15 protein-coding genes are annotated in these 21,432 nt (G+C 59.2%); 7 read left to right on the top strand and 8 right to left on the bottom strand.

What is annotated here, in order from left to right; all coding sequences use genetic code 11:
* Positions 1-74: 74 nt before the first annotated feature.
* Positions 75-452: a response regulator gene (locus tag ACRC4F_RS15590; RefSeq protein WP_131058583.1), complete on the top strand. Its 378-nt coding sequence runs from the start codon at positions 75-77 to the stop codon at positions 450-452.
* Between the two features lie 46 nt (positions 453-498).
* On the opposite strand, the gene ACRC4F_RS15585 is transcribed toward ACRC4F_RS15590, so the two are convergent.
* From ACRC4F_RS15585 to ACRC4F_RS15570, 4 genes are all read right to left on the bottom strand, one after another.
* Positions 499-1,410 (bottom strand): halovibrin HvnA, encoded by a 912-nt coding sequence (locus ACRC4F_RS15585; protein WP_438660121.1) that lies wholly within the window; start codon positions 1,408-1,410, stop codon positions 499-501.
* Positions 1,411-1,570: 160 nt separating this feature from the next.
* Positions 1,571-3,223, bottom strand: a complete 1,653-nt coding sequence (locus tag ACRC4F_RS15580; protein ID WP_438660141.1) for an ATP-binding protein — start codon at positions 3,221-3,223, stop codon at positions 1,571-1,573.
* A gap of 14 nt (positions 3,224-3,237) precedes the next feature.
* Entirely contained in the window at positions 3,238-4,740 is a 1,503-nt protein-coding gene (locus tag ACRC4F_RS15575) for an ATPase domain-containing protein (RefSeq protein ID WP_438660120.1), read from the bottom strand.
* A gap of 127 nt (positions 4,741-4,867) precedes the next feature.
* Positions 4,868-5,923 (bottom strand): tetratricopeptide repeat protein, encoded by a 1,056-nt coding sequence (locus tag ACRC4F_RS15570; RefSeq protein ID WP_438660119.1) that lies wholly within the window; start codon positions 5,921-5,923, stop codon positions 4,868-4,870.
* A 182-nt stretch (positions 5,924-6,105) separates the two neighbouring features.
* Between ACRC4F_RS15570 and ACRC4F_RS15565 the strand changes: the two genes are divergently transcribed.
* The 3 genes from ACRC4F_RS15565 to ACRC4F_RS15555 are packed head-to-tail and all read left to right on the top strand — an operon-like array spanning position 6,106 to position 9,401.
* Positions 6,106-8,241 (top strand): FUSC family protein, encoded by a 2,136-nt coding sequence (locus ACRC4F_RS15565; protein ID WP_438660118.1) that lies wholly within the window; start codon positions 6,106-6,108, stop codon positions 8,239-8,241.
* Entirely contained in the window at positions 8,231-8,431 is a 201-nt protein-coding gene (locus tag ACRC4F_RS15560; protein WP_438660117.1) for a DUF1656 domain-containing protein, read from the top strand. Before ACRC4F_RS15565 ends, ACRC4F_RS15560 begins: the two co-directional genes overlap by 11 nt.
* A gap of 4 nt (positions 8,432-8,435) precedes the next feature.
* Positions 8,436-9,401 carry an HlyD family efflux transporter periplasmic adaptor subunit gene (locus tag ACRC4F_RS15555; RefSeq protein WP_438660116.1) on the top strand — a complete coding sequence of 322 codons (966 nt, stop codon included), beginning with the start codon at positions 8,436-8,438 and terminating at the stop codon, positions 9,399-9,401.
* A gap of 118 nt (positions 9,402-9,519) precedes the next feature.
* Here the strand turns inward: ACRC4F_RS15555 and ACRC4F_RS15550 are convergent, their stop codons facing one another.
* The 4 genes from ACRC4F_RS15550 to ACRC4F_RS15535 all read right to left on the bottom strand — a co-directional run bounded on the left by ACRC4F_RS15550 (position 9,520) and on the right by ACRC4F_RS15535 (position 16,622).
* Positions 9,520-10,941, bottom strand: a complete 1,422-nt coding sequence (locus ACRC4F_RS15550; protein ID WP_438660115.1) for an efflux transporter outer membrane subunit — start codon at positions 10,939-10,941, stop codon at positions 9,520-9,522.
* Positions 10,938-14,120 (bottom strand): efflux RND transporter permease subunit, encoded by a 3,183-nt coding sequence (locus tag ACRC4F_RS15545; RefSeq protein ID WP_438660114.1) that lies wholly within the window; start codon positions 14,118-14,120, stop codon positions 10,938-10,940. Before ACRC4F_RS15545 ends, ACRC4F_RS15550 begins: the two co-directional genes overlap by 4 nt.
* Positions 14,121-14,135: 15 nt before the next feature.
* On the bottom strand, positions 14,136-15,389 hold the full coding sequence (gene mexE / locus ACRC4F_RS15540) for a multidrug efflux RND transporter periplasmic adaptor subunit MexE (protein ID WP_438660113.1): 1,254 nt from the start codon (positions 15,387-15,389) through the stop codon (positions 14,136-14,138).
* Between the two features lie 315 nt (positions 15,390-15,704).
* Positions 15,705-16,622 (bottom strand): LysR family transcriptional regulator, encoded by a 918-nt coding sequence (locus ACRC4F_RS15535; RefSeq protein WP_008026287.1) that lies wholly within the window; start codon positions 16,620-16,622, stop codon positions 15,705-15,707.
* 269 nt (positions 16,623-16,891) lie between these two features.
* Here ACRC4F_RS15535 and ACRC4F_RS15530 point away from each other — a divergent pair, with 269 nt between their 5' ends.
* The 3 genes from ACRC4F_RS15530 to ACRC4F_RS15520 all read left to right on the top strand — a co-directional run bounded on the left by ACRC4F_RS15530 (position 16,892) and on the right by ACRC4F_RS15520 (position 21,413).
* Positions 16,892-17,914, top strand: a complete 1,023-nt coding sequence (locus ACRC4F_RS15530; RefSeq protein ID WP_438660112.1) for a zinc-dependent alcohol dehydrogenase family protein — start codon at positions 16,892-16,894, stop codon at positions 17,912-17,914.
* A gap of 558 nt (positions 17,915-18,472) precedes the next feature.
* Positions 18,473-19,951, top strand: a complete 1,479-nt coding sequence (locus tag ACRC4F_RS15525) for a hypothetical protein (protein WP_438660111.1) — start codon at positions 18,473-18,475, stop codon at positions 19,949-19,951.
* 61 nt (positions 19,952-20,012) lie between these two features.
* Positions 20,013-21,413: a PLP-dependent aminotransferase family protein gene (locus ACRC4F_RS15520; protein WP_438660110.1), complete on the top strand. Its 1,401-nt coding sequence runs from the start codon at positions 20,013-20,015 to the stop codon at positions 21,411-21,413.
* Positions 21,414-21,432 lie beyond the last annotated feature (19 nt).

Raw genomic sequence — 21,432 nt, 5'->3', positions numbered from 1 at the left:
AACAGCCGGATAAACGCAACCTCTGATCGACCCCATGGTCGTATCAGCAGCTATTGACCGAACAAAGGCTTCCCATGAGTGAAGATGCACAAGATGTAGTACTCATTGTCGAGGATGACCCCTCGATTCTGATGGTATTGTCCGCTTACTTGTCGGGTGAGGGTTACCGGGTGCTGCAGGCCGAAAACGGCGAGCAGGCCTTTGAAATACTGGCGAGCAAACCGCACCTGGACATGATGATCACTGACTTCCGCCTGCCTGGCGGGATCTCCGGCGTGCAGATCGCCGAGCCTGCCGTGAAACTGCGACCGGAACTCAAAGTGATTTTTATCAGCGGTTATCCGCAGGAAATCCGTGAGACCGACAGCCCGATCACGCGCAAGGCGCCGATCCTCGGCAAGCCGTTCGATCTGGATGTGTTGCAAGAGATCATGCAGGAAATGCTGTCCTGACCAAACGTGTCGGCCAATCGCCGACACGCGTTCAACCATTGATGGTTCACGGCTTTACCTGATCTCCCGGAAGGTAAGCGAAAGTCGCGTCCTCGGTGGGTGTGGCCGGTAACGTCATCTTGATGATGGGTATAACTTTCCCTCCTGTTTTGACGAAATAGTCCTTTTGATCATGCTGCGCGCCGGCCAGACCTCCCGGCAGATAGTAAAAAGCCTCGATAGGCAACTGCGAAGGAATATTTTGCGGCCAAGTGGCTAGAATCAGCTCGCTATAGTCGTATACACCGGCAAACAGATTGCCCAGGTTGTGAGCAAGGATGGTCTGATAGAAAGAGTCGGCGGCTTGATCATTCATGCTATCGCGCACATCGAAGCTGCATATGTTCCAAATGTTCTGCTGCCGGTTCGCAATCCACTGTTGTGCCGTAGTCACTCCAATTGTCTGGCAGCGTCGACTCCTGTCGGGCGCATAGGGGTGAGCACCGCAACCCGGTTTATCCCTCAATTGAGTCGCACCATCACTCGGGTAGGCGCAAAGGATTTCTATCTGTAGGGTGCCAGGAGGCCTGGCCAATACAGGGTAGAAAATGAAGCCATTGTTCTGGCCGAACACCAGGTTCTTGAACTTCATGTCTCTACTCAAGAATGAAAAAGAAGTACCGCCACTCTTTTGTGAGTGTGGACTTGGATTCCAGCTTGAGTAGTCGTTCGAAGGCACGGTTGACCTCAGGATCACGCCTCGGCAGAGGAAGGCTGGCATTGAGGTTTTGCCGCAGTTAATTCGCACATCGAGATAACGGCGAGTCAGTTCTGCAGCGACTTCTGCGCCATTGGGCGCAGCTGTAAGCGTTGCGAGCGTTAAAGTATCAGCGGTTGGAGGAACAGATACTTCATGCTGCGGAGCCGTTTGGCAGCTGGCCAGTACGACGCAAAGCCCAAGAATCAATAATTGCTTCATTTTTGTACCCCTTCAATTGCGCGCAATGCCGGTTAAACGGCGTTAAACATTGCGTCGTCGAAGGGATTTGAAAGCAGTTGGATATAGTTGAATAGCTGTCAGACCTGACAGGTAGGCAGGCCCGTCAGAATGAACTATCGTCTCAAGTTGTCCGCCGAGGTCAGATTCGAATCATCTCCCGCACCTTGGCCGTCAACAGGTCGAAGGTGAACGGCTTGGTGATCATCTGCATGCCGGGGTCGAGGAATCCGCCGCGCACCGCCGCGTGTTCGGCATAACCGGTAATGAACAATACTTTCAGATCAGGCCGGTACTGCCGACCGATTTCTGCCAGTTGCCGGCCATTCATGCCGGGCAACCCCACATCGCTGATCAACAGATCGATCCGCTGCCCGGAGTCGAGAATCGGCACCGCGCTATCGGCATCGCCCGCTTCGACGAAGGCATAGCCCAACTCACTCAGTACCGCACTGACCAGCACGCGAACCGCCGGATCGTCCTCGACGATCAGCACGGTTTCGCCGTGTTGAGCGTAAGGCGCGTGCGCGATATCGACCAGCGTCTCCTCGACCAGAAGACCGTTGTAGCGCGGTAAATACAGACTCACTGTCGTGCCATTGCCCACTTCGCTCTCGATGGCCACGTGGCCGTGGGACTGTTTGCTGAAACCGTAAATCATCGACAACCCCAAGCCGGTGCCTTGGCCAATCGGCTTGGTCGTGAAGAACGGATCAAAGGCCCGGCTGATGGTGCCTTCTGGCATGCCGCAGCCAGTGTCGGTCACGCGCAGCACGACATAATCACCCGGTTGCAGGTTACTGTGAGCTTGCGTGAAGCCGCGATCCAGATGCTGATTGGAGGTGTTGACTACCAGTTTTCCGCCTTCGGGCATGGCGTCGCGGGCGTTCAGCACGAGGTTGAGGAGGGCGCTTTCGAGCTGATTCGGGTCGGCCTCGGCCACCCACAGGTCTTCGCTCAGCTGCATGTCCAGGTGAATGCTTTCGTTGATGCTGCGCTCCAGGAGTTCGCCCATGGACTCCACCAGAGTATTCATTTCCACGGGTTTGGAGTCCAGCGACTGGCGTCGGGAAAACGCCAGCAAGCGATGAGTCAGGCCCGCCGCGCGATTGGCGGAAGTCACCCCCAGATCGATCAGGCCGTCAAGGTCTTCGGTGCGCCCACGGGCCAGGCGTCGTCGCAACAACTCCAGGCTGCCGATGATGCCGGTCAACATGTTGTTGAAGTCGTGCGCGATGCCGCCGGTGAGTTGGCCGACCGCTTCCATTTTCTGCGACTGGCGCAGGGCTTCTTCGTTGTGTCGCAGCTGGGCGGTGCGTTCCTCGACCTGTTGCTCGAGGGTTTCCAGGGTGTTTTGCAAGCGCAGTTCGCTTTGGCTCAGGTCAATCAACCGGTCCCTGGCTTCATACTGCCGTCGTCGCCCCCGCAGCGCGGTGGTGACCAGGCTGATCAACGTCACCGGATGAAACGGGCGCTCGAGGAAGGTGACGTTGCCCAACTGCGGGCCGAGGCGTGACGCGGGATTCTGCTCCGGGCCGCCGTGGTGGGTCAGCAGCACGATCGGCAGGTCTGACCAGGCCGGTTGCTGCTCGATCAACCCCAGCAGCGGTTCGAGATCACAACCCAGCAAGGCTTCCGAAGCAATCACCAGCAGGCCGGCACCTTGCGCGAGTTCGCTGCACAACGTGCCCAGGTCCCGGGTCACCAACCCTTCGAATCCCGCCTCGTTGAGCATCATCAGCGCAATCTGGCTGTCGCGTCCCAGCGGCGCGAGAATAATCGCGCGCTCGGACATCGCCTCAACAACCCTCACCGGACATCATCCTTGAGCAGTGGTTGGCTCGCTCCCAGATAAGTCGGCACGCCGCGCAACACACCCTGGAACGCATCCAGAGGCTCGCCGATGGTCATGCCCGTGCTGCCGATCCGATATTCGCGAATGGTCGATTCGTGGCTGCCGGTGCGTTTCTTGATAATTGAAATGGCCCGGCGGACTTTGCCCAGGGCTTCGAAGTAACGCAAAAGAATCACCGTATCAGCCAGATAAGTAATGTCGACTGGCGCCTGCATGTCCCCGACCAGCCCATGTTGGGCCACGGTCATGAACGTCGCGGCGCCTCGGCGATTGAGGTACAGCAGCAACTCGTGCATGTGCAGCACCAGCGCGTTTTCCTCGGGCATCGCGGCCTGATAGCCGTTGATGCTGTCGATGACCACGGTTTTGATATTGCGCTCATCGACACATCGACGAACCCGGTGGGAGAACTCGCCGGGGGACAGTTCGGCGGCGTCGACTTGCTCGATCAAAAGGTTGCCGGTGTCTTGCAGCGCTTGCAGGTCGATTCCCATGTTCTGCATGCGTTCGAACAGCAAGCCCAGCTCTTCGTCGAAGATAAACAGCGCGGCTTTTTCACCTCGGGCGACGGCGGCCGCAGCGAAGATCATCGAGATCAGCGACTTGCCGGTACCGGCCGGGCCGAGAATCAGCGTGCTGGAACCGGTCTCGATGCCGCCGCCGAGCAGGGCGTCCATTTCATTGATGCCGCTGGTCAACTGCTGGCGTACATAACCGCCGCGGTGTTCGGCCGCAACGAGGCGAGGGAACACGTGAACGCCGTCGCCCATGATGGTGAAGTCATGGAATCCGCCACGGTACTTTTGACCCCGGTACTTCACCACGCGGATGCGCCGGCGTTCGGCGCCATAGTTGGGCGTCAGTTCCTCAAGCCGAACCACCCCGTGCGCCACACTGTGGACGGTCTTGTCGAGGGATTCGGTAGTCAGGTCATCGAGCAACAGCACGGTGGCGTCGTAGCGCACGAAGTAGTGCTTGATTGCCAGGATCTGCCGGCGATAACGCAGGGAACTCTGGGCCAGCAAACGGATTTCGGAAAGGCTGTCGAGGACTACCCGGGTCGGCTTGACCCGTTCGACCACTTCGAAAATCTGTTTGGTCGCTTCACCCAGCTCAAGGTCCGAGGAATACAGGAGGCTTTGCTGATGCTCGGCATTGAGCAGACTTTCTGGCGGGGTCAGCTCGAAGATGTGGATGTTTTCATCCAGCTCCCAGCCGTGGGACAACGCCCCTTGGCGCAGTTCGCGCTCGGTTTCTGAAAGCGTGATGTACAACGAGCGCTCGCCGGCACGGGCGCCGGCCAACAGAAAATGCAAGGCGACGGTGGTTTTGCCGGTTCCGGGTTCACCCTCAAGCAAAAACACATGGCCGCGAGACAATCCACCGGCCAGGATGTCATCCAGACCTTCGATGCCGGTGGCGGCTTTTGCACTGAACAACTCGTTAGATGTAGACAAAAAAAACCCTCTCATGACTAGGGGAAGCGAGGCAGCAGGCCTGAAGTGCCTGAATGGACTGCCTGATCACTTGACCGTTGGCCGATGCGACGGTTCAACCTTTTTGCTGGCGGGATGGAGGGCGCCGTTACAAGCCTTGCTGCAATGCGGGATCATCAGGATTGAGTTGTTCCAACTGCGCCAAAAGGATCTGCACGTTTTGCAGTTGTCCACTTTCCTTCCAGTAATTGATCAGCAGCACCCGCGCCTTGCGATCGGCCGGGTGGCGCTGAACGATTTCCTGCAGCTGTTTTTGCGCGGCTTCCAGTTCCTGTTCACCGTGCAGTGTGGTCGCCAAGTCGTAGCGGTAATCCTTGTTGTTCGGCTCAATCTCGACCGCTTTGGACAGACCGAGCAGGGCAAACTCACTTTGCCCGTGATGCAGCAACCAGAGCCCCAGAGCATGTTGCAGGTAGGCCGAGTCGGGTTGAGCCTTCAACTGTTTCGCCAGCAATTGCCGTGCGGCGTCGCTTTGGCCTTGTTTATCCAGCACCTCAATTTGCATGACCAGCGCCGGCAGATTGCCCGGATCGAGCTGCACCGTGCGCGCAAGCGCCTGTTGCGCCTCTTTCAATTCGGCATTGTGCAGGTGCAGGCGGGCCAGCTGGTATTGGGTATCGGCGCTTTCCGGCTGACTCTTCAGGGCCTGTTCCCAGGCATCGATGGCTTGCTGCAATGGCCCGAAATACAAGCCCAGGTCATCTGGCGACAGGCCTAACAACGCGTTGATCGCGACAGACCGCACGCGTTGTTCGCTGTCCTCTAGCAAGGGTCCGATCAGCAGACTGCGCTGCCCGCTGGGTACCAGTGCGCCGATACTCTTGATCGCCGCGATGCGCACCTCGGCAGAGGGGTTTTGCAGGTCTGCATCGGCCAGTTTCAGAGCTTGCGGGCTCGGGTAGTTTGGCAGCTCGGCATGCAGCCAGACACGGCGCTTGGGCGACAGGTCAGGACGACCCAGCTGCTGGTACAGAACCCGAGCGGCTCCCGGTTGGCCGGCACGTGCCTGGGTCAACGCTTCGCTGTAGCCGCGCTTGATGGCTTCCGGCACCACAGGTGTCGTGCTGCGCAGGAAAAACCAGGCAAGGGCGAAGGCGAACAGGACACACAGGCTGATGAGCAAATAGCGGCGGGACTGGGGCATGCAGGAATCCGGAAGCTGGCGGCTTTCACAAAGCTGTCAGCTTCGGTCAGGTGGGCGTGTGAGTCAAACCCTGACTCAGCTCAATGTCGGCGAATATGCCTACAAGTCCTGTCGACATTGAAACCCGTCGCAGCCATGCAGCAGTGACTACGCTTGCTGGAGATGACCCGAAGAGTGTTCCCATGCAACCGCTGATCCAGTATTTCAAGGCAATGCTCAACCCTGGACCTGGGGTGCTGTTGTTCGCCTTGAGAACTATCGCGGCCGGGCTGCTGACGCTGTATCTGGCCTTCCTGTTCGACCTGGACCAGCCCAAGTGGTCGATCATGGCGGTGGTCATTGTCAGTCAGCCATTGGGTGGAATGGCCCTGGCCCGCAGTTTCGGCCAGGTCATCGGTACCACCCTGGGGGCGGTCGTAGCGGTATTGATCATGGCGATCTTCCCCCAGGCGCCGATGCCTTTCATCATTACGCTCGCCTTGTGGCTGGCGCTGTGCACCGCGGGCGGCACCTTGCTGCGCTACACCAGCTCACAGGCATTTGTGCTGAGTGGTTACACGGCGGTGGTGGTCGCATTGCTGGCGGTACCTGATCAGGATGGTACGTTCCTGCTGGCGGTCACCCGCGTCACCGAGACGCTCCTGGCGGTGGCTTGCGTCTGCGTCGTCAGCCTCCTGACCGCACGCCCTGAGGCCGTTGCCCGGAGCTATTTCGCCAAGATCGATCAAGTCATCAAGCTGCTCGCGACTCACGCGGCCGCGGTCATTCGCACCGAGGAGAGCGAGGGCGATTTCCACCGCAGGCAAATGCAATTGCTGGGGGAAATCAGTGCCCTCGAAGGCTTGCGTCGGCATCTGTACTTTGACGCGCCGCGTTTACGCAGCGCCAATGGCCTGGTGCAGTTGCTGGGCAATCAATTGGTGCTGCTGACTTCGCGGTTGACGGCGTTGCGCCACCAGCGCGAATTACTGGCCGAGCGTTGGAAAGGCGAGTTGCCCGAAGAGATCCAGCTGTTGCGTGCCGAAGAGCTGGCCTTTCTCGATGAACTGGCGGTCAAGGGGCGCACATTGTCGGCCGAGGCGCGGCACCATTTCGCGGCGTTGCAACAGCGTTTCGACGACCAGGCCTACAAGGCCGAACAACTCACCGAGGTCATGCCTGCCACGCTGCGTTCCCTGGCCTGGGCGCTGCGCTGGGAGCAAGCGCGGATGTTGGAACAACTGGGGCAGATTATGGAGTTGAGCGATGCGATCCAGGATGGCCGTGAAGCCAGTTGCGTGTTCCGGGGCCAGGAAAACCCGCTGCATCTGGACTTCACCCTGGCGGCGATGAACGCGATCCGGGCATTCACTGCGTTGATGGTCGCCGGCCTGATCTGGATCGAGACCGCCTGGGACGGAGCTCGTGGCGGGATGATCGTGGTGGGGATTCTCTGTTCGCTGATGGCGACGTTTCCTCGGCCGTTGCTGGCCGCACAGAGCTTCGCCAGAGGGCTGGGCCTGGCCTTGGTGGTGTCGGCGTTCTATCTGTTCATGCTGGTCCCGATGATCAGTCATTTCGAGCTGCTCGCCTTGTTGTTGGTCCCTTTGCTGTATGCGGTCGCGGTGGGGCTGTCCAGCCCAGCCACCACCGGCACGGGCATCGGCCTTGGACTGACAACGATGTTGTTGCTGGGGCCGCAAAACGTAGGCGTCGGTCAAAACACGGCCATTCAGTGGTTCGAGTTTGCTGGTGCCTATATCTGCGCCGCCGCGCTGGCGCTCAGTGTCTACGCGTTGATCTTTCCGTTCAGGCCCGTTTTACGGATGCGTCGACTTTTCAATGAGAACCGTGAACAGGTCTACGCCTTGCTGAAGACGCCGGCTAGCGATGAGCAGCAGTTTGCCTTTGAAAGCCGCATGGTCGATCGCCTGACCATGATGCTGGGCCTGTTGCCTGCCGCCAACGACAAGCAGTCCAGCGAGCTGTTCGAAGTCAGCCTCGGGTGCATGGCACTGGGTGTGGCGTTGAACCAGCTCAGGCAACAGGCGCAGAGCAACACCTTGCTCAGTACCGATCAACTGAACCGTTTGCAGGCGTCGGTCCGGGAGACCGGCAGGTTTGTCGCCGGGCGACCCGGTATTGAAGTTGACGGGCTACTTGGGCATTTGCATACCTTGGGCGATGAAATGGACGACTTGCAATTAGTCGTACATGAACACTTGTGGTCGGTGTTCCGGATGCGTGTGGCACTGCTGATCGTGGTGTCGTTTCTGGAGCGCCATCGCAGACACTTTCAACCCGAAGAACCGGAAGGAGTGCCGGCCCTTGCCCATTGATCTGGAAATAGGTGGCGTCTACCTTCCGCCGATCGCCCAGGCCTTGTTGCTGGCCTTGCCGATTTTTCTACTGTTGGACTGGATCATGAGACGCGTGGGCGTGCTGCGTTTCGTCTGGCATGAGGCCTTGTTCGAGGGCGCGTTGTACGCCTGCGTGTGCGCAACGCTGATCCTGGTGATGGGAGCTTGATGCCTTGAAGAAGATCCTTGCCCGACTCGCGACTGTTGCGGTGGTGTTGCTGGCCTTTGTGCTGGGCTGGTTCGCCTGGGAGCATTACACCCGCGCGCCCTGGACCCGGGATGCGCGGGTGCGGGCCGACGTGGTGACCTTGTCCGCCGACGTGTCGGGACGCATCGTCAGCCTCGGTGTCCAGGACAACCAGCATGTCGAGAAGGGGCAGTTGCTGCTGGAAATCGATCCCTCGCGTTACGCCTTGGCGGTGGAACATGCCAAACGTTCGGTAGAAGTGGCGAAAGCTTCACTCGGGCAATCCGAAGCCACTATTGTCGCCAGTCAGGCGCAGCTTAAACAGCGCCAGAGCGAGGAGCGCCGCCGCCGTACACTCAAGGACCGCGCGGCGATTTCCGGCGAAGAGTGGGAGAAATCCAACACCGATGTCTCGGTGGCCCAGGCCGATTTGCTGCGCAACCAGGCCAACCTGATTCTGGCGCAGGCCAACGTGCAACTGGCCACGGCAGCCTTGACTCAGTCTGAACTCGACTTGCAGCGCACCCGAGTGGAGTCGCCCGTCACCGGTTTCGTCACCAACCTGCTGACCCGTCAGGGCGACTATGCAACGGCGGGTGGCGCTCTGATGGCGCTGGTGGACAGTGATTCGTTTTATGTCAGCGGCTACTTTGAAGAAACCAAGTTGCCGCGGATCGAGGAGGGCGACCGGGTCGACATCGAATTGATGAGTGGTGAACGCTTTGGCGGCACCGTGCAAAGCATTGCCTACGCCATCGCCGACCGGGAAAACCTGCCCGGTGGCCGCCTGCTGGCCACCATCAACCCCAGCTACACCTGGGTCAAACTGGCTCAGCGGGTGCCAGTGCGTATCGGGATTGATGCCGACTATGCCGGCAAAAACAAGCTGCGGGCGGGGACGACAGCAACGGTGACGGTCCAGGAAACCAAGCAATCTCGAGGTCGCCGATAACCCTGTGGGAGCGGTGCTGTATTCAGAATTGTGCAGGCAAAAAAAGCCCCGCGACCGAATGAGGCGCAGGGCTAAAAAATCTGGTTGGTTGCGGCCAACCAAAGGAGCTCTTGAAAACTTACTTGCTCGCGACCGTCTCTGGTTGCCAGCCACCGCCAAGGGCTTTGTAAATCGCGACAATGCCGCGGTACAGATCGGTTTCGGCCAGGGCCTGGGTATCTTCAGCCGCCAGGCGCTCACGCTGGGCATCCAGCAGGACGAGGAAATCCACGGTGCCTTCGCGGTAGCGAATTTCGGCCAGGTCTGCGGCGGCACGGCTCGCTTCGCTTTGACGTATCAGCGAGATCAACCGTTGCTGACGTTTGCCGTAGTCGCTGAACGCGTTTTCCGATTCTTCCAGCGCCAACAGCACTTGCTGCTCGTAGGTCGCCAGAGCGCCTTCGGCATCGGCGTCTGCGCCACGCAGTCGGGCTCGCACACTGCCCAGGTCAAATGCTGCCCAGGTAATGCTTGGGCCGAGCGCCCAGGCATTGGCCGCCGAGGAACCGATTTGCGAACCGCGCCCGGCGGTGAAGCCAAGGAAGCCGCTGAGGCTGACCCGAGGGAACAAATCAGCCTTGGCCACGCCGATACGGGCGGTGGCGGAGGCCAGTTGGCGTTCGGCGCTGAGGATGTCCGGACGACGTTGCAGCAACTCACCCGGATCACCAATCGGCAACGCCTTGGCAATGGCCGGCAAGTCTTTTGGACTAAGGTCGACGGTCAGCTTGTCCGGACGCTCACCCAGCAGGGTGGCGATACGGTTTTTCTGCCGAACCTGTTCGGCCTGCAACTGCGGCACGCTGGCTTCGACCGAGGCGAGGCGTGCATCGGCACGCTCCACATCCAGTTGATCGCCGACGCCGGCATCACGCAGGCTTTCGGTGATCTTGCGCGATTCCTGCTGGTTGTTCAGGTTGGCCAAGGCAATCTTTTCCCGCAGTTGTGCACCGCGAAGTTGACCGTAGGCGTCCACCAGTTCGGCAATCATGGTGACTTGCAGTTGGTACAGATCGGCTTCGGCCGCTTGCTGTTCGGCGTCGCTGGATTCCAGGTTGCGCTGGATACGACCAAACAGATCCAGTTCCCAAGCCATGTCCAGACCCAGGTCATAGCGTTCGCTATTGACCCGTTTGGTGGTCTGGCCAGGAATCTGGCCTTTGCCCAAATCACTGCTGGCGCGACTGGTGATAGTCGGCATGGCGTCGTTGCTGGCGTCATCGCGAATTGCCCGGGCCGCTTTCCAGCGAGCGAAGGCTACGCGCAAATCGCGGTTGCCTTGCAACGATTGAGTCACCAACTGGTTGAGGGTCGGGTCTTCGAACTGCTGCCACCAGATGCCTTCGAAACGCGTGCGGTCAAAGTTTTTCTGGCCGGCAGCGCCGTCAGTCGCGCTGGTGATGTTCGCCGGCTCAGTGGCTGGGGTCTTGTAGTCCGGGCCGACGGCACAGGCACTCAGGGCCAGTACCAGCAGGCTCGGCAGGAAGGCTTTCAGACTCATTGTTGCGCCTCCAGTTTCAGGGCTTTGGCCGCTTTGCGCTTTTCACCACGCTCCACAAAGTTACGGATCAATACGTAGAACACGGGCGTCAGCAACAGACCGAAGAAGGTCACCCCGAGCATCCCGGAGAACACTGCTACACCCATGGCATGACGCATTTCTGCACCGGCACCGCTGGAGAACACCAGTGGTACCACACCCATGATGAACGCGAAGGAAGTCATCAGGATCGGACGCAGACGCAGACGGCACGCTTCCAATACCGCGGCGAGCGGGCTGAGGCCTTCGTCCTGCTGTTTATCCTTGGCAAACTCGACGATCAGAATCGCGTTCTTACACGCAAGTCCCACCAGTACGATCAAGCCGATCTGGGTGAAGATGTTGTTGTCGCCTCCCGAAGCAATTACACCGGTGATGGCCGACAGCAGGGTCATCGGTACGATCAGGATCACTGCCAGTGGCAGGCTCCAGCTTTCGTACTGAGCTGCGAGTACCAGGAACGCCAGCAATACGCAGAGCGGGAACACGAACAGCGCGGTGTTGCCGGACAGAATCTGCTGGTAGGTCAGGTCGGTCCACTCGTAGGTCATGCCGTTCGGAAGTTCTTCCTTGAGCAGTTTCTCGATGGCGGCCTGAGCCTGGCCGGAGCTGTAGCCCGGGCCTGCTGCACCGTTGATTTCAGCGGTGATGAAGCCGTTGTAGTGCATCACGCGGTCCGGCCCCGAGGTGTCGCTGACCTTGATGAAGGTCGCCAGCGGGATCATCTCGCCTTTGTTGTTACGCACTTTCAGCTGACCGATCTGGTCCGGTTCGAGACGGAACTGCTGTTCAGCCTGGACGTTGACCTGATAGGTGCGACCGAAGCGGTTGAAGTCGTTGGCATACAGCGAGCCCAGGTAGATCTGCAGGGTGTCGAAGATGTCGCTGACGGCTACGCCGTGGGTCTTGGCTTTTTCCCGGTCGATGGCGGCATCGACCTGCGGCACGTTCACCGTGTAGCTGGTGAACAGGGCGGCCAGTTCCGGCACGTTGTGGCTCTTGGTGATGATGTTCATGGTTTCTTTGTACAGCTCGTCGTAACCCAGGTTGCCCCGGTCTTCGATCTGCAGGCGGAAACCACCGATGGTGCCCAGACCTTGTACTGGCGGCGGCGGGAAGATCGCCATGTAGGCTTCCTGGATCCCGGCGAACTGGCCGTTCAATGCACCGGCAATCGCACCGGCGGACATGCTCGGGTCTTTGCGCTCGTCGAACGGTTTGAGGGTCACAAACACGATGCCGGCGTTAGGGCTGTTGGTGAAGCCGTTGATCGACAGGCCCGGGAAGGCCACCGCACTTTCCACGCCAGGCTGTTTCAGGGCCAGGTCGGACATGCGCTTGATCACGTCTTCGGTACGGTCCAGGCTCGAGGCGTCCGGCAGTTGCGCGAAGGCCACCAGGTATTGCTTGTCCTGGCCGGGTACGAAACCGGTCGGGGTGTGGGCGAAACCGAAGAAGGTCAGCACCATCAGGCCTGCGTACAACAGCAGGGCAATACCGCTGCTCCGGATAACCCGCGCTACGGTGCCGACATAGCCATGGCTGGCGCGTTCGAAGAACCGGTTGAACGGACGGAACAGCCAGCCGCCCAATAGTTTATCAAGCACTTTGGTAAAGCGATCTTTCGGCGCACTGTGGCTCTTGAGCAGCACGGCGGCCAGGGCAGGGGACAGTGTCAGCGAGTTGAACGCCGAGATCACGGTCGAGATGGCAATGGTCAGGGCAAACTGTTTGTAGAACTGGCCGGTCAAACCGGAGATGAACGCCGCCGGGATAAATACCGCACACAGCACCAGCGCCGTCGCGATGATCGGCCCGGTCACCTCTCGCATGGCTTTCTTGGTGGCTTCGACGGGCGTTTCTCCCAGCTCGATGTGCCTTTCCACGTTCTCCACCACCACGATGGCATCGTCCACCACGATACCGATGGCCAGTACCAATCCGAACAGTGACAAGGCGTTCAGCGAGAAGCCGAACAGGTGCATCACCGCAAATGTACCGATCAGCGAAACCGGCACCGCCACCAACGGAATGATCGAGGCACGCCAGGTTTGCAGGAACAGGATCACCACCAGGACAACGAGGATCAGCGCTTCGAAGAGGGTGTGAACCACCGCCTCGATGGAGCCGCGCACGAAGATGGTCGGGTCATAGACGATGCTGAAGTCCATGCCTTCCGGGAAGTTCTTCTTCAGTTCGGCCATTTTGTCGCGAACTTCATTGGAGATCTCGATCGCGTTGGAACCTGGGCGCTGGAAGATCGGGATCGCCACCGCCGGTTGGTTATTCAGCAACGAGCGCAATGCATATTGGCTGGAGCCCAGCTCAACGCGAGCGATGTCTTTCAGACGCGTGATTTCACCGTTGTCGCCGGAGCGAATGATGATGTTCTCGAACTCTTCTTCAGAAACCAGACGGCCCTGCGTGTTGACCGACAGCTGGAACGCGGTGGCATTCGGCGCAGGCGGCGCACCCAGTGCACCGGCAGCGACCTGGCGGTTCTGTTCACGAATCGCGGTCACCACATCGGTAGCGGTCAGGTTGCGCGAAGCGGTCTTGTTCGGGTCGAGCCAGACCCGCAGCGAGTAGTCGCCCATACCGAACAGCTGCACATCCCCGACACCGCCCAGACGCGCCAGCTCATCCTTGATGTTGAGCAAGGCGTAGTTGGACAGGTAGAGCATGTCGTAGCGTTTGTCCGGCGAGGTCAAGTGCACAACCATGGTCAGGTCGGGCGAAGCCTTGTCCACGGTGATACCGATGCGCGTCACTTCCTCTGGAAGTTTCGGCTCGGTGCGAGTCACACGGTTCTGAACCTGTACCTGCGCGTTGTCCAGGTCGGTGCCCAGGGCGAAGGTGATGGTCAGGGTGATCTTGCCGTCAGCGGTGGACTGCGAGGACATGTACAGCATGTTCTCGACGCCAGTGATGGCTTGCTCCAGGGGAGCGGCCACGGTTTCACCGATGACTTTCGGGTTGGCACCCGGGAAGTTGGCACGGACCACAACGGTCGGCGGCACAACTTCCGGGTATTCGCTGATCGGCAACTGGAACAGCGAGATGGCACCGGCGATCAGGATCAGCAGCGAAAGCACCGCTGCGAAGATCGGCCGTGAAATGAAGAATTGGGAAAAATTCATCGGAGTTGTCGTCCCTTAACCGCGTGGAGTCGCAGCAGCCAGTTTCACAACCGATCCCGGCGCGACCTTGGCAGGTGCGACTTGGGGCAGGTTGCTGGCTTCCAGCGCTTGTCGTTGTTGTGCGAGTGCCGCGAGGGTTTGTTCGCTGGCCATCGGGATCACTTCAGGCGTGACCGGCGAGCCAGGACGAACCCGTTGCAGACCCTTGACGATGACGGTGTCATCCTTGTTCAGGCCGCTGCGCACGATGCGCAAGCCTTCGATTTTCGGCCCCAGCTCAACGGCGCGATAAGCCGTCTTGTTGTCGGCATCCATCACCAGCACGAATTTTTTGCCCAGATCGGTACCGACGGCTTCGTCGTTGATCAGCACGGCGGAGTAGGTGCCGCTGCCGACCAGTTTCAGACGGGCATACAAGCCAGGGGTGTACTGTCCGTCGGCGTTATCAAAGACAGCGCGACCGCGGATGGTGCCGGTTTTCGGGTTGACCTGGTTGTCGACGAAGTTCATCACACCTTGGTGCGGGTTGCCGTCTTCGTTGGACAGGCCGAGGTAAACCGGGGTGGTTGCTCCGCGTTTGCCCTGGCGAGCGAGCTGCGTGTATTTGAGGAACACACGCTCGTCGGCGTCGAAGTAGGCGTAAACCTTGTCGGTGGAAACGACGCTGGTCAGCGCGGTGGTGTCAGCGGTCACCAGGTTGCCGGCGGTGATTTCCGCACGGCTGACGCGACCACTGATTGGCGCGGTGACACGGGTGAAGCTCAGATTCAGCTTGGCCAGGTCCAGTTGAGCCTGGATGGCACCGACGGCAGCGCGGGCTTCCTGGGAAGCGCTGGTACGCGAATCGGCGAGTTCAGCAGAGATTGCATTGCTGGTGCGCAGACGTTCGCCACGCTGGGCTTCGTTTTCGCTGCGGGTGGCGTTGGCGCGACCTTGGGCAACCAGTGCTTCGAGGCGGCGAACCTCAGCCTGGAAGGGGCGTGGGTCAATCTGGAACAGCAAGTCACCTTTCTTGACCAGTGCACCTTCAGTGAAGGCCACTTCATCGATCTGGCCGGAGACCCGTGGACGAATTTCTACGGTTTCTGGCGCTTCAAGGCGGCCGGTGAATTCGTCCCACTCGTTGACCGGTTGTTCCAGCACCTTGGCGACGCTGACTTTCGCCGCAGGCATGGTAGCGGCAGACTCCGGAGCCTTGCCGCAAGCGCTCATCACCAGTACGGCCAACATGGCCAACGGGAAGCGCAAATGTTTGAGTGACTGTTCCATGGATGCATCCGCCAATGTATTGAGATGGGCGGATGATGAGCGGCGGGGGGAAGTCGCACGAATCGAATGAAGCGAAGGTAACTATCATTCGGAATGATATAAGTTTGAAGCCAGCCCTCTAGCATGCGCCTTGCGTTGAGGCGCAATCAATTGGATTCATGACAATTCAGTGTTGCAGGGAGTGCAAAGAAAAATCCTGAAACCGTACTATGGCCATCGCGAGCAGGCTCGCTCCCACAGGGGATTTGTAAACACCCCCCGATCCAATGTGGGAGCGAGCCTGCTCGCGATAGCGCCAGAAGCCTTCATACAGAATCACGCGAGACTATCCGGGTCCCCAAAGAACATCTGAATCCGCGACCGCAACCAACGCTCACCCGGGTCGTTATCCTGCGACCCACGCCACGCCATGTGCAATTCAAAGCTGCGCACCGGCAACGGCGGGTCTTCGGCCCGCACGCCACCAGCGGCTGTCAACGCATCAGCGGTGTAATCCGGCACCGTCGCGACAATGTCGGTACCGCTGAGGAGCGTGCTGAGCCCGTTGAACTGCGGCACCGCGAGCACCACATGACGCTTGCGCCCGAGCTTTTCCAGTTCTTCATCTATAAAGCCGCTCAGGTCACCGGCGAAGGACACCAGTGCATGGGGGCGGGCGCAGAAGTCATCCAGGCTCAATGGGCCCGGCACCGTATCGGCACGCAACAACTTCGGCATGCTGCGACGCAGCACTTTGCGCTTGGCGTTGGCCGGCAAGTCGGCGGTGTAGCTGACGCCGATGGAAATCTCGCCCGAGGCCAACAGGCTCGGCATCAGGATGTAGTTGGCCCGACGCACCACCAGTACGATCCCCGGTGATTCGGCACGCAAGCGTTTGAGCAGCATCGGCAACAGCGCGAACTCGACATCGTCCGACAGGCCGATGCGGAACACCGCGGTGCTGGTCGCCGGGTCGAATTCCGCCGCACGGCTGACGGCGGTGGAAATTGAATCGAGTGCCGGAGAGAGCAGGGCGAAGATTTCCACCGCGCGGGCGGAAGGCTCCATGCTGCGCCCGGTTCGCACGAACAACGGATCGTCGAACAGCCCGCGCAGGCGCGAGAGCGCCGCACTGATGGCAGGCTGACCGAGGAACAATTTCTCCGCAGCGCGGGTCACACTGCGTTCGTGCATCAATGTTTCGAAAACGATCAACAGGTTCAGGTCGACACGACGCAGGTCATTACGATTCATCTGGAGTCCTGGCAGAGTCATCAAGCTTGACGAGAGCGGCCATATGAGAACAATGGCCGGCATGAATCTTACGGGGAAAGGCTGCTACTCTGCACCGAATAATTCAGTTTCCCTGGAACAGCTACTCTATATTTTTACGACAACCGTTGATCCTTTGGATGCTGCGGAATCAATGACAGGCATGTCGACTATTAATAGCCACTGATAGTCTTGGGTAGAAAGCCCAGATAGAGTTCAGGGCATTAGAGGTTTCTTTGACGAGGTTTGCGATGTCCCGCACGATCCGTTTTCACAAGTTTGGTCCAGCCGAGGTGCTCAAATGCGAAGAGCATGCGGCCGCTCTCCCTGCGCCGGGCGAAGTGCAGGTGCGCGTCGAGGCGATTGGCATCAGCTGGTATGACATTCTCTGGCGCCAGAATCTGGCCTCGTCCCACGCTCGTCTGCCTTCAGGCCTTGGCCATGAAATGTCCGGCGTAGTAACGGCGGTCGGCGAGGGCGTCGATGACCTGGCAGTCGGTGACAAGGTCGCCAGCTTCCCGGCTGAAAGCCCCAACGACTATCCGGTGTACGGCGAGCAGATTGTCCTGCCGCGCTCGGCACTGACCCGCTACCCGGACGTGCTCAGCCCGATTGAAGCCAGCGTGCACTACACGCCGCTGTTGATCGCCTACTTCGCTTACGCCGATCTGGCACGAGTCAAGCCCGGGCAATTTGCCTTGGTGACTGATGCGAGCCACTGTGCCGGTCCTTCATTTGTGCAATTGGGCAAGGCATTGGGTGTGCGGGTAATTGCCGCCACCAAGACGGCTGAAGAACGTGAATACCTGCTGTCTCTGGGTGCCGAAAAAGTAATCGTCACCGAGGAAGAAGATCTGCTCATGCGGATCAACAAAATCACCGACAACCGCGGCGTGGACGTGGTGTTCGATGGCCTCGGCGGCCCGCAGATGTCACTGCTCGGCGATGTGCTTGCGCCTCGTGGCAGCCTGGTGTTGTACGGCCTGCAAGGCGGCAACCAGACGCCGTTCCCGGCCTGCGCAGCGTTCCAGAAGAACATCCAGTTCTTCGTGCACTGCATCGGCAACTTCACCGGCAAGCCGGAACTGGGCATCATCCAGGACCAGGTCGCGCTGCAACGTGCCCTGCGCGACATCAACCAGTTGACCGCTGACCGCGTGCTGCTGCCGCTCAAGACTCGGGTCTTCCCGTTTTCCGAGTTTGTCGAGGCGCACCGCTACATGGACGAATGCCCGTGTCGCGAACGGGTCGCCCTCCAGGTCGAACCGGCGTAACGCCCCTGAAAAAGTCCGTGCCTGCACGGACTTTTTCATTCTCCCTCCGAAAATCCGAGACGTTCCGTCAACCTGTGACGGGGCAGTTCAGCAACTGAACTGGTTTTTGCTCTCAATCTGTATCTTCTAATCATCATGTAAGCCCTGATAATTGAATGATTACTTTCATCTCAAGGAATGAGCTATGGCTGGGTATCAGGCAGATACTTTTCATCGCGCTCCGGCAATACAAACTCAACAAATAACGCCTTATCGAACAATTGACGAAAAATTAATGGCGACTTCTTTCTTTATTTCTCGTGCTACATGTCTGTGGGACGCTGTCGGATATTTCCTAGGATTTCTCGATCGGTCGCAGGACGCTTGCTCTGCGGGCCTTTGCAGGGATCGCTCGTCGACAGAATCACAAACAAGCTCTATTCATTTCAAATAATTACCAAAAACTAAGTGTTAGCATTTGATATCAAGCACAACACTTTAATCATGACAGCCAGCCGTTTGCGCAATGCATACAGTTGTTTGCGTGACATCGAACCTATGCGTAACAGGTAAACAATGATGACCCATACCCATGAACAGGCAATGAACTATGTTTATCAGCAAGTACTGCAGCGCTTGCTGAGTTTTTTCTCACGCGCCGAACGCACCGCATTGCAGTTGATGATTCAGCGTCTGGTCGTCGCCGCAGGTGGCATGGAGCGTATCGGTGATTACAAGGTGCTGGCGATCCAGTCCGGGACCCGCGACAGCTGCTACACACTTGCTTTGCTGCGTGCGGCGCAACTGAGCATCGCCGGTCGGGCGCCTGCAACCTTCCAGCTGCGAGTGGCGACCCTTCGCTCGAATTGGGCGAGCTCGACCGCCCTTGAAAACATCCATCACAGTTGCAGTGCGTTATTTCTTTACGACGATCCGCGCGTGGAAGTGTTGATGGTCGATAACCGGGAAGTCTTGCCGTTCAGTCACCTGGCGCCGGTTTCCGAAGCAGGCCGGGAGTCGAATCGTCTCAATCTGTTGATGGTGGGTCACCGGCGGACCTGGACCGGCCCGCTCGACCTGTGGGATGACGGATACCTCGCCGCCGGCGAGTTTTATGGGCAAATCTCCCGCTGGGACCGGGGCGTCGATGCGCTGGTCAGCAGCGATACGCCTCGCCAGCAAAAGCAGTTCATGGATGGATTCAACAGGGCAGCCCAAAAGGCCGGACTCCAGGCATCGAATTACCCGGAATCCGGTTACGAGGAGCTGTTCGCACGACTGGACGAGATCGGCAGCGATTGTTACCGCGAGTTTTATCCTGAGCACGGCCAGGCCGAGTGGCGGCCGGCCGAGTGTTTTGAGGCGTGTCGGCGCACGACCTTCATCGACATTCACGACATGCTGGTCAGCAATCTGGAAGATCGCTGGCCACTGCTCACCGACTTCCTTGGTTTTCAACCTGACGAAGTGGCCGCGCAGCCCAGCGATAACGAATTCGTCGGCCTTTCGATTTCAGCGCACGTTCGTGGGTTGGAAGCCTGTTTTGTTCATGATCGCCCTTATGAAGCGGGTGTTGCCGAATACGTCCAGCGAGCCTTGGTCATGATGCGTCGCAAGCAGCTTCCCGAGCGGTTTTGCGAGCAGGCAATGGAGGCGTTTGGCTCCCCGTCACACATGTCCGACCGGCGCGTACTGGCGACGGCCGAGACCCAGACGACCCTCGGCTTGAGCGAGGCCCAACTGGTGTGTCTACTGTTCGCGCCCTTCGTCGATAACGGCGCCTCGCTGGAGCGTTTTCTGCGCCAATGCCACCCCGGCATGCTTGTCGCGTTGCCCGATCTGCACCGGGCGATGCAGGGCAGCCCGGCGCCTGAGCAGGTTCAGCACTGGATGGTCGACGTCAGCGGCTTGCCCGTCAGTTTGATCGGCACGCTCTATCGCATGGAGCCTGTGGCAAGGGGCGAGGAACCTGGCGCGGCAATCGACGAGGCGGTTGAGCAGGCGTCGGGGCTCGATGCGGGCGCCGCCGCGAATGGCGAACGATCAACGGGTCGCTGAAAGTGCCTGGTTTTACAGGATTCCCCCATAAGCGCCGCCGCGCGCATAGCGGTCATTGCCCATGAAAGGACCCCGCGAAACCGACTTCGCATATCAGGCGGTGTATCGTTACCTGACTAACCTCATCAGCGAGCCGGTCAGCGACACGCGAGTCCGCCTTCCTTCATTGCGTCAATTGGCGGACCGTTTGAGCGTGTCGATCTCGACGATTCAGTACGCCTATTCACTGCTCGAAAAGGAAGGGCGGGTGTATTCGGTCGCCAAATCCGGCTACTACGCGCTGCCCGTGTCGGCCATTCGCCCGCTCAGCAGCGGCAACGATCTGCTCGAGACGGTGTACGTGAACGCCAGGCGTCCGGGAATGCTGGTGTTGAGCGCGGATGAGCCGGCGTTGTTACAGCCGCTGGACAGCCCGTTATTGCTGCTTGAAAGAGAACTGCTGCGTCAGTACCCGCGCCAGCCACAACCGACTTCACAACCTTGTGGTGAACTGGAGCTGCGCGCCGCCCTGGCTGCACGCTATACCTCCTCTCCGGCGCGTTGCTGGCACGCCGATGATGTCTATATCGGCGCCGATTTGCGTGGTGTGCTGGAGATACTGATCGCTGTGCTGTGTCTGAAAGACGCCACGGTTGTCGTCGAATCACCCTGTGACTGGACAATTCTGCGCTTGCTCCAGGAGGCTGATGTGCACGTTATCGAGCTGCCCTTGCAGGCCAATGGCAGTCTCCATCTTGAGCAACTGACGCAACTGCTGGAGACCGAACCGGTTCGGCTGGTCATGCTTTCATCCGGCGTCAATATGCCTCGCGGCAGCGTGCCTTCCCGCAGTAACAGGCAAGCAACCGCTCAGCTACTGGAGCGGCATGGCAGCTGGGTGCTGGAGAACGATTGCTACGGCGAACTGGAATTCGAGCCCGACGGCCTGCGGTTTCGCGATCTGTTGAACCCTGATCGGCTGATCGTTTTCTCCACCTTCGAAAAATCCATCGGACCTGAAGCACCTTACGGCTACCTGCTCTCGCGACAACTGAGCACCGAACTGCAGCGGCATTTTTTATTGCGTTCGTTCCGCTTGTCTCCGATTCGCCAGAAAGCCATTGCACGGCTGTACAGCAACGGGCGAATCGATCAGCACCTGTTGGTATTGCGACGGCTGCTCAAGGACCGAAAGGCGCAGATGACACAGCTGCTGCAGGAGCGTCTCGGCGATGCCTTGCACTTCGTCGAACCCTTGGGCGGTGCGACGATCTGGGTGCAGTCTTTGCGCCAGGTCAATGTGCCGCGAGTGTTCCAGCGCCTGCTCAAGCATCAGGTGGTGATCGCACCGGGAGAACTGTTCAGCCTCTACGGGTTGCACGCGCAACACTTGCGCCTGAGTCATACCTTCGGTGGCGACCACGACCTTGCGGCAGCCATGGGTTTGCTGGGCGATGCGTTGCGCCTGGAATCAATCGATTGAGCAGGGCCGGGGCTTTGAA

This window comes from Pseudomonas sp., assembly GCF_051660785.1.
Lineage (GTDB): Bacteria > Pseudomonadota > Gammaproteobacteria > Pseudomonadales > Pseudomonadaceae > Aquipseudomonas.
The sequence above is the reverse complement of the archived record's forward strand: the minus strand, read 5'-3'. Positions and strand labels throughout refer to the sequence as shown.

Coding starts and splice junctions, on each gene's coding strand:
- ACRC4F_RS15590 (WP_131058583.1), top strand. CDS start 75: ATGAGTGAAGATGCACAAGATGTAGTACTCATTGTCGAGGATGACCCC.
- ACRC4F_RS15585 (WP_438660121.1), bottom strand. CDS start 1,410: ATGAAGCAATTATTGATTCTTGGGCTTTGCGTCGTACTGGCCAGCTGC.
- ACRC4F_RS15580 (WP_438660141.1), bottom strand. CDS start 3,223: ATGTCCGAGCGCGCGATTATTCTCGCGCCGCTGGGACGCGACAGCCAG.
- ACRC4F_RS15570 (WP_438660119.1), bottom strand. CDS start 5,923: ATGCCCCAGTCCCGCCGCTATTTGCTCATCAGCCTGTGTGTCCTGTTC.
- ACRC4F_RS15565 (WP_438660118.1), top strand. CDS start 6,106: ATGCAACCGCTGATCCAGTATTTCAAGGCAATGCTCAACCCTGGACCT.
- ACRC4F_RS15550 (WP_438660115.1), bottom strand. CDS start 10,941: ATGAGTCTGAAAGCCTTCCTGCCGAGCCTGCTGGTACTGGCCCTGAGT.
- ACRC4F_RS15545 (WP_438660114.1), bottom strand. CDS start 14,120: ATGAATTTTTCCCAATTCTTCATTTCACGGCCGATCTTCGCAGCGGTG.
- mexE (WP_438660113.1), bottom strand. CDS start 15,389: ATGGAACAGTCACTCAAACATTTGCGCTTCCCGTTGGCCATGTTGGCC.
- ACRC4F_RS15535 (WP_008026287.1), bottom strand. CDS start 16,622: ATGAATCGTAATGACCTGCGTCGTGTCGACCTGAACCTGTTGATCGTT.
- ACRC4F_RS15530 (WP_438660112.1), top strand. CDS start 16,892: ATGTCCCGCACGATCCGTTTTCACAAGTTTGGTCCAGCCGAGGTGCTC.
- ACRC4F_RS15525 (WP_438660111.1), top strand. CDS start 18,473: ATGACCCATACCCATGAACAGGCAATGAACTATGTTTATCAGCAAGTA.
- ACRC4F_RS15520 (WP_438660110.1), top strand. CDS start 20,013: ATGAAAGGACCCCGCGAAACCGACTTCGCATATCAGGCGGTGTATCGT.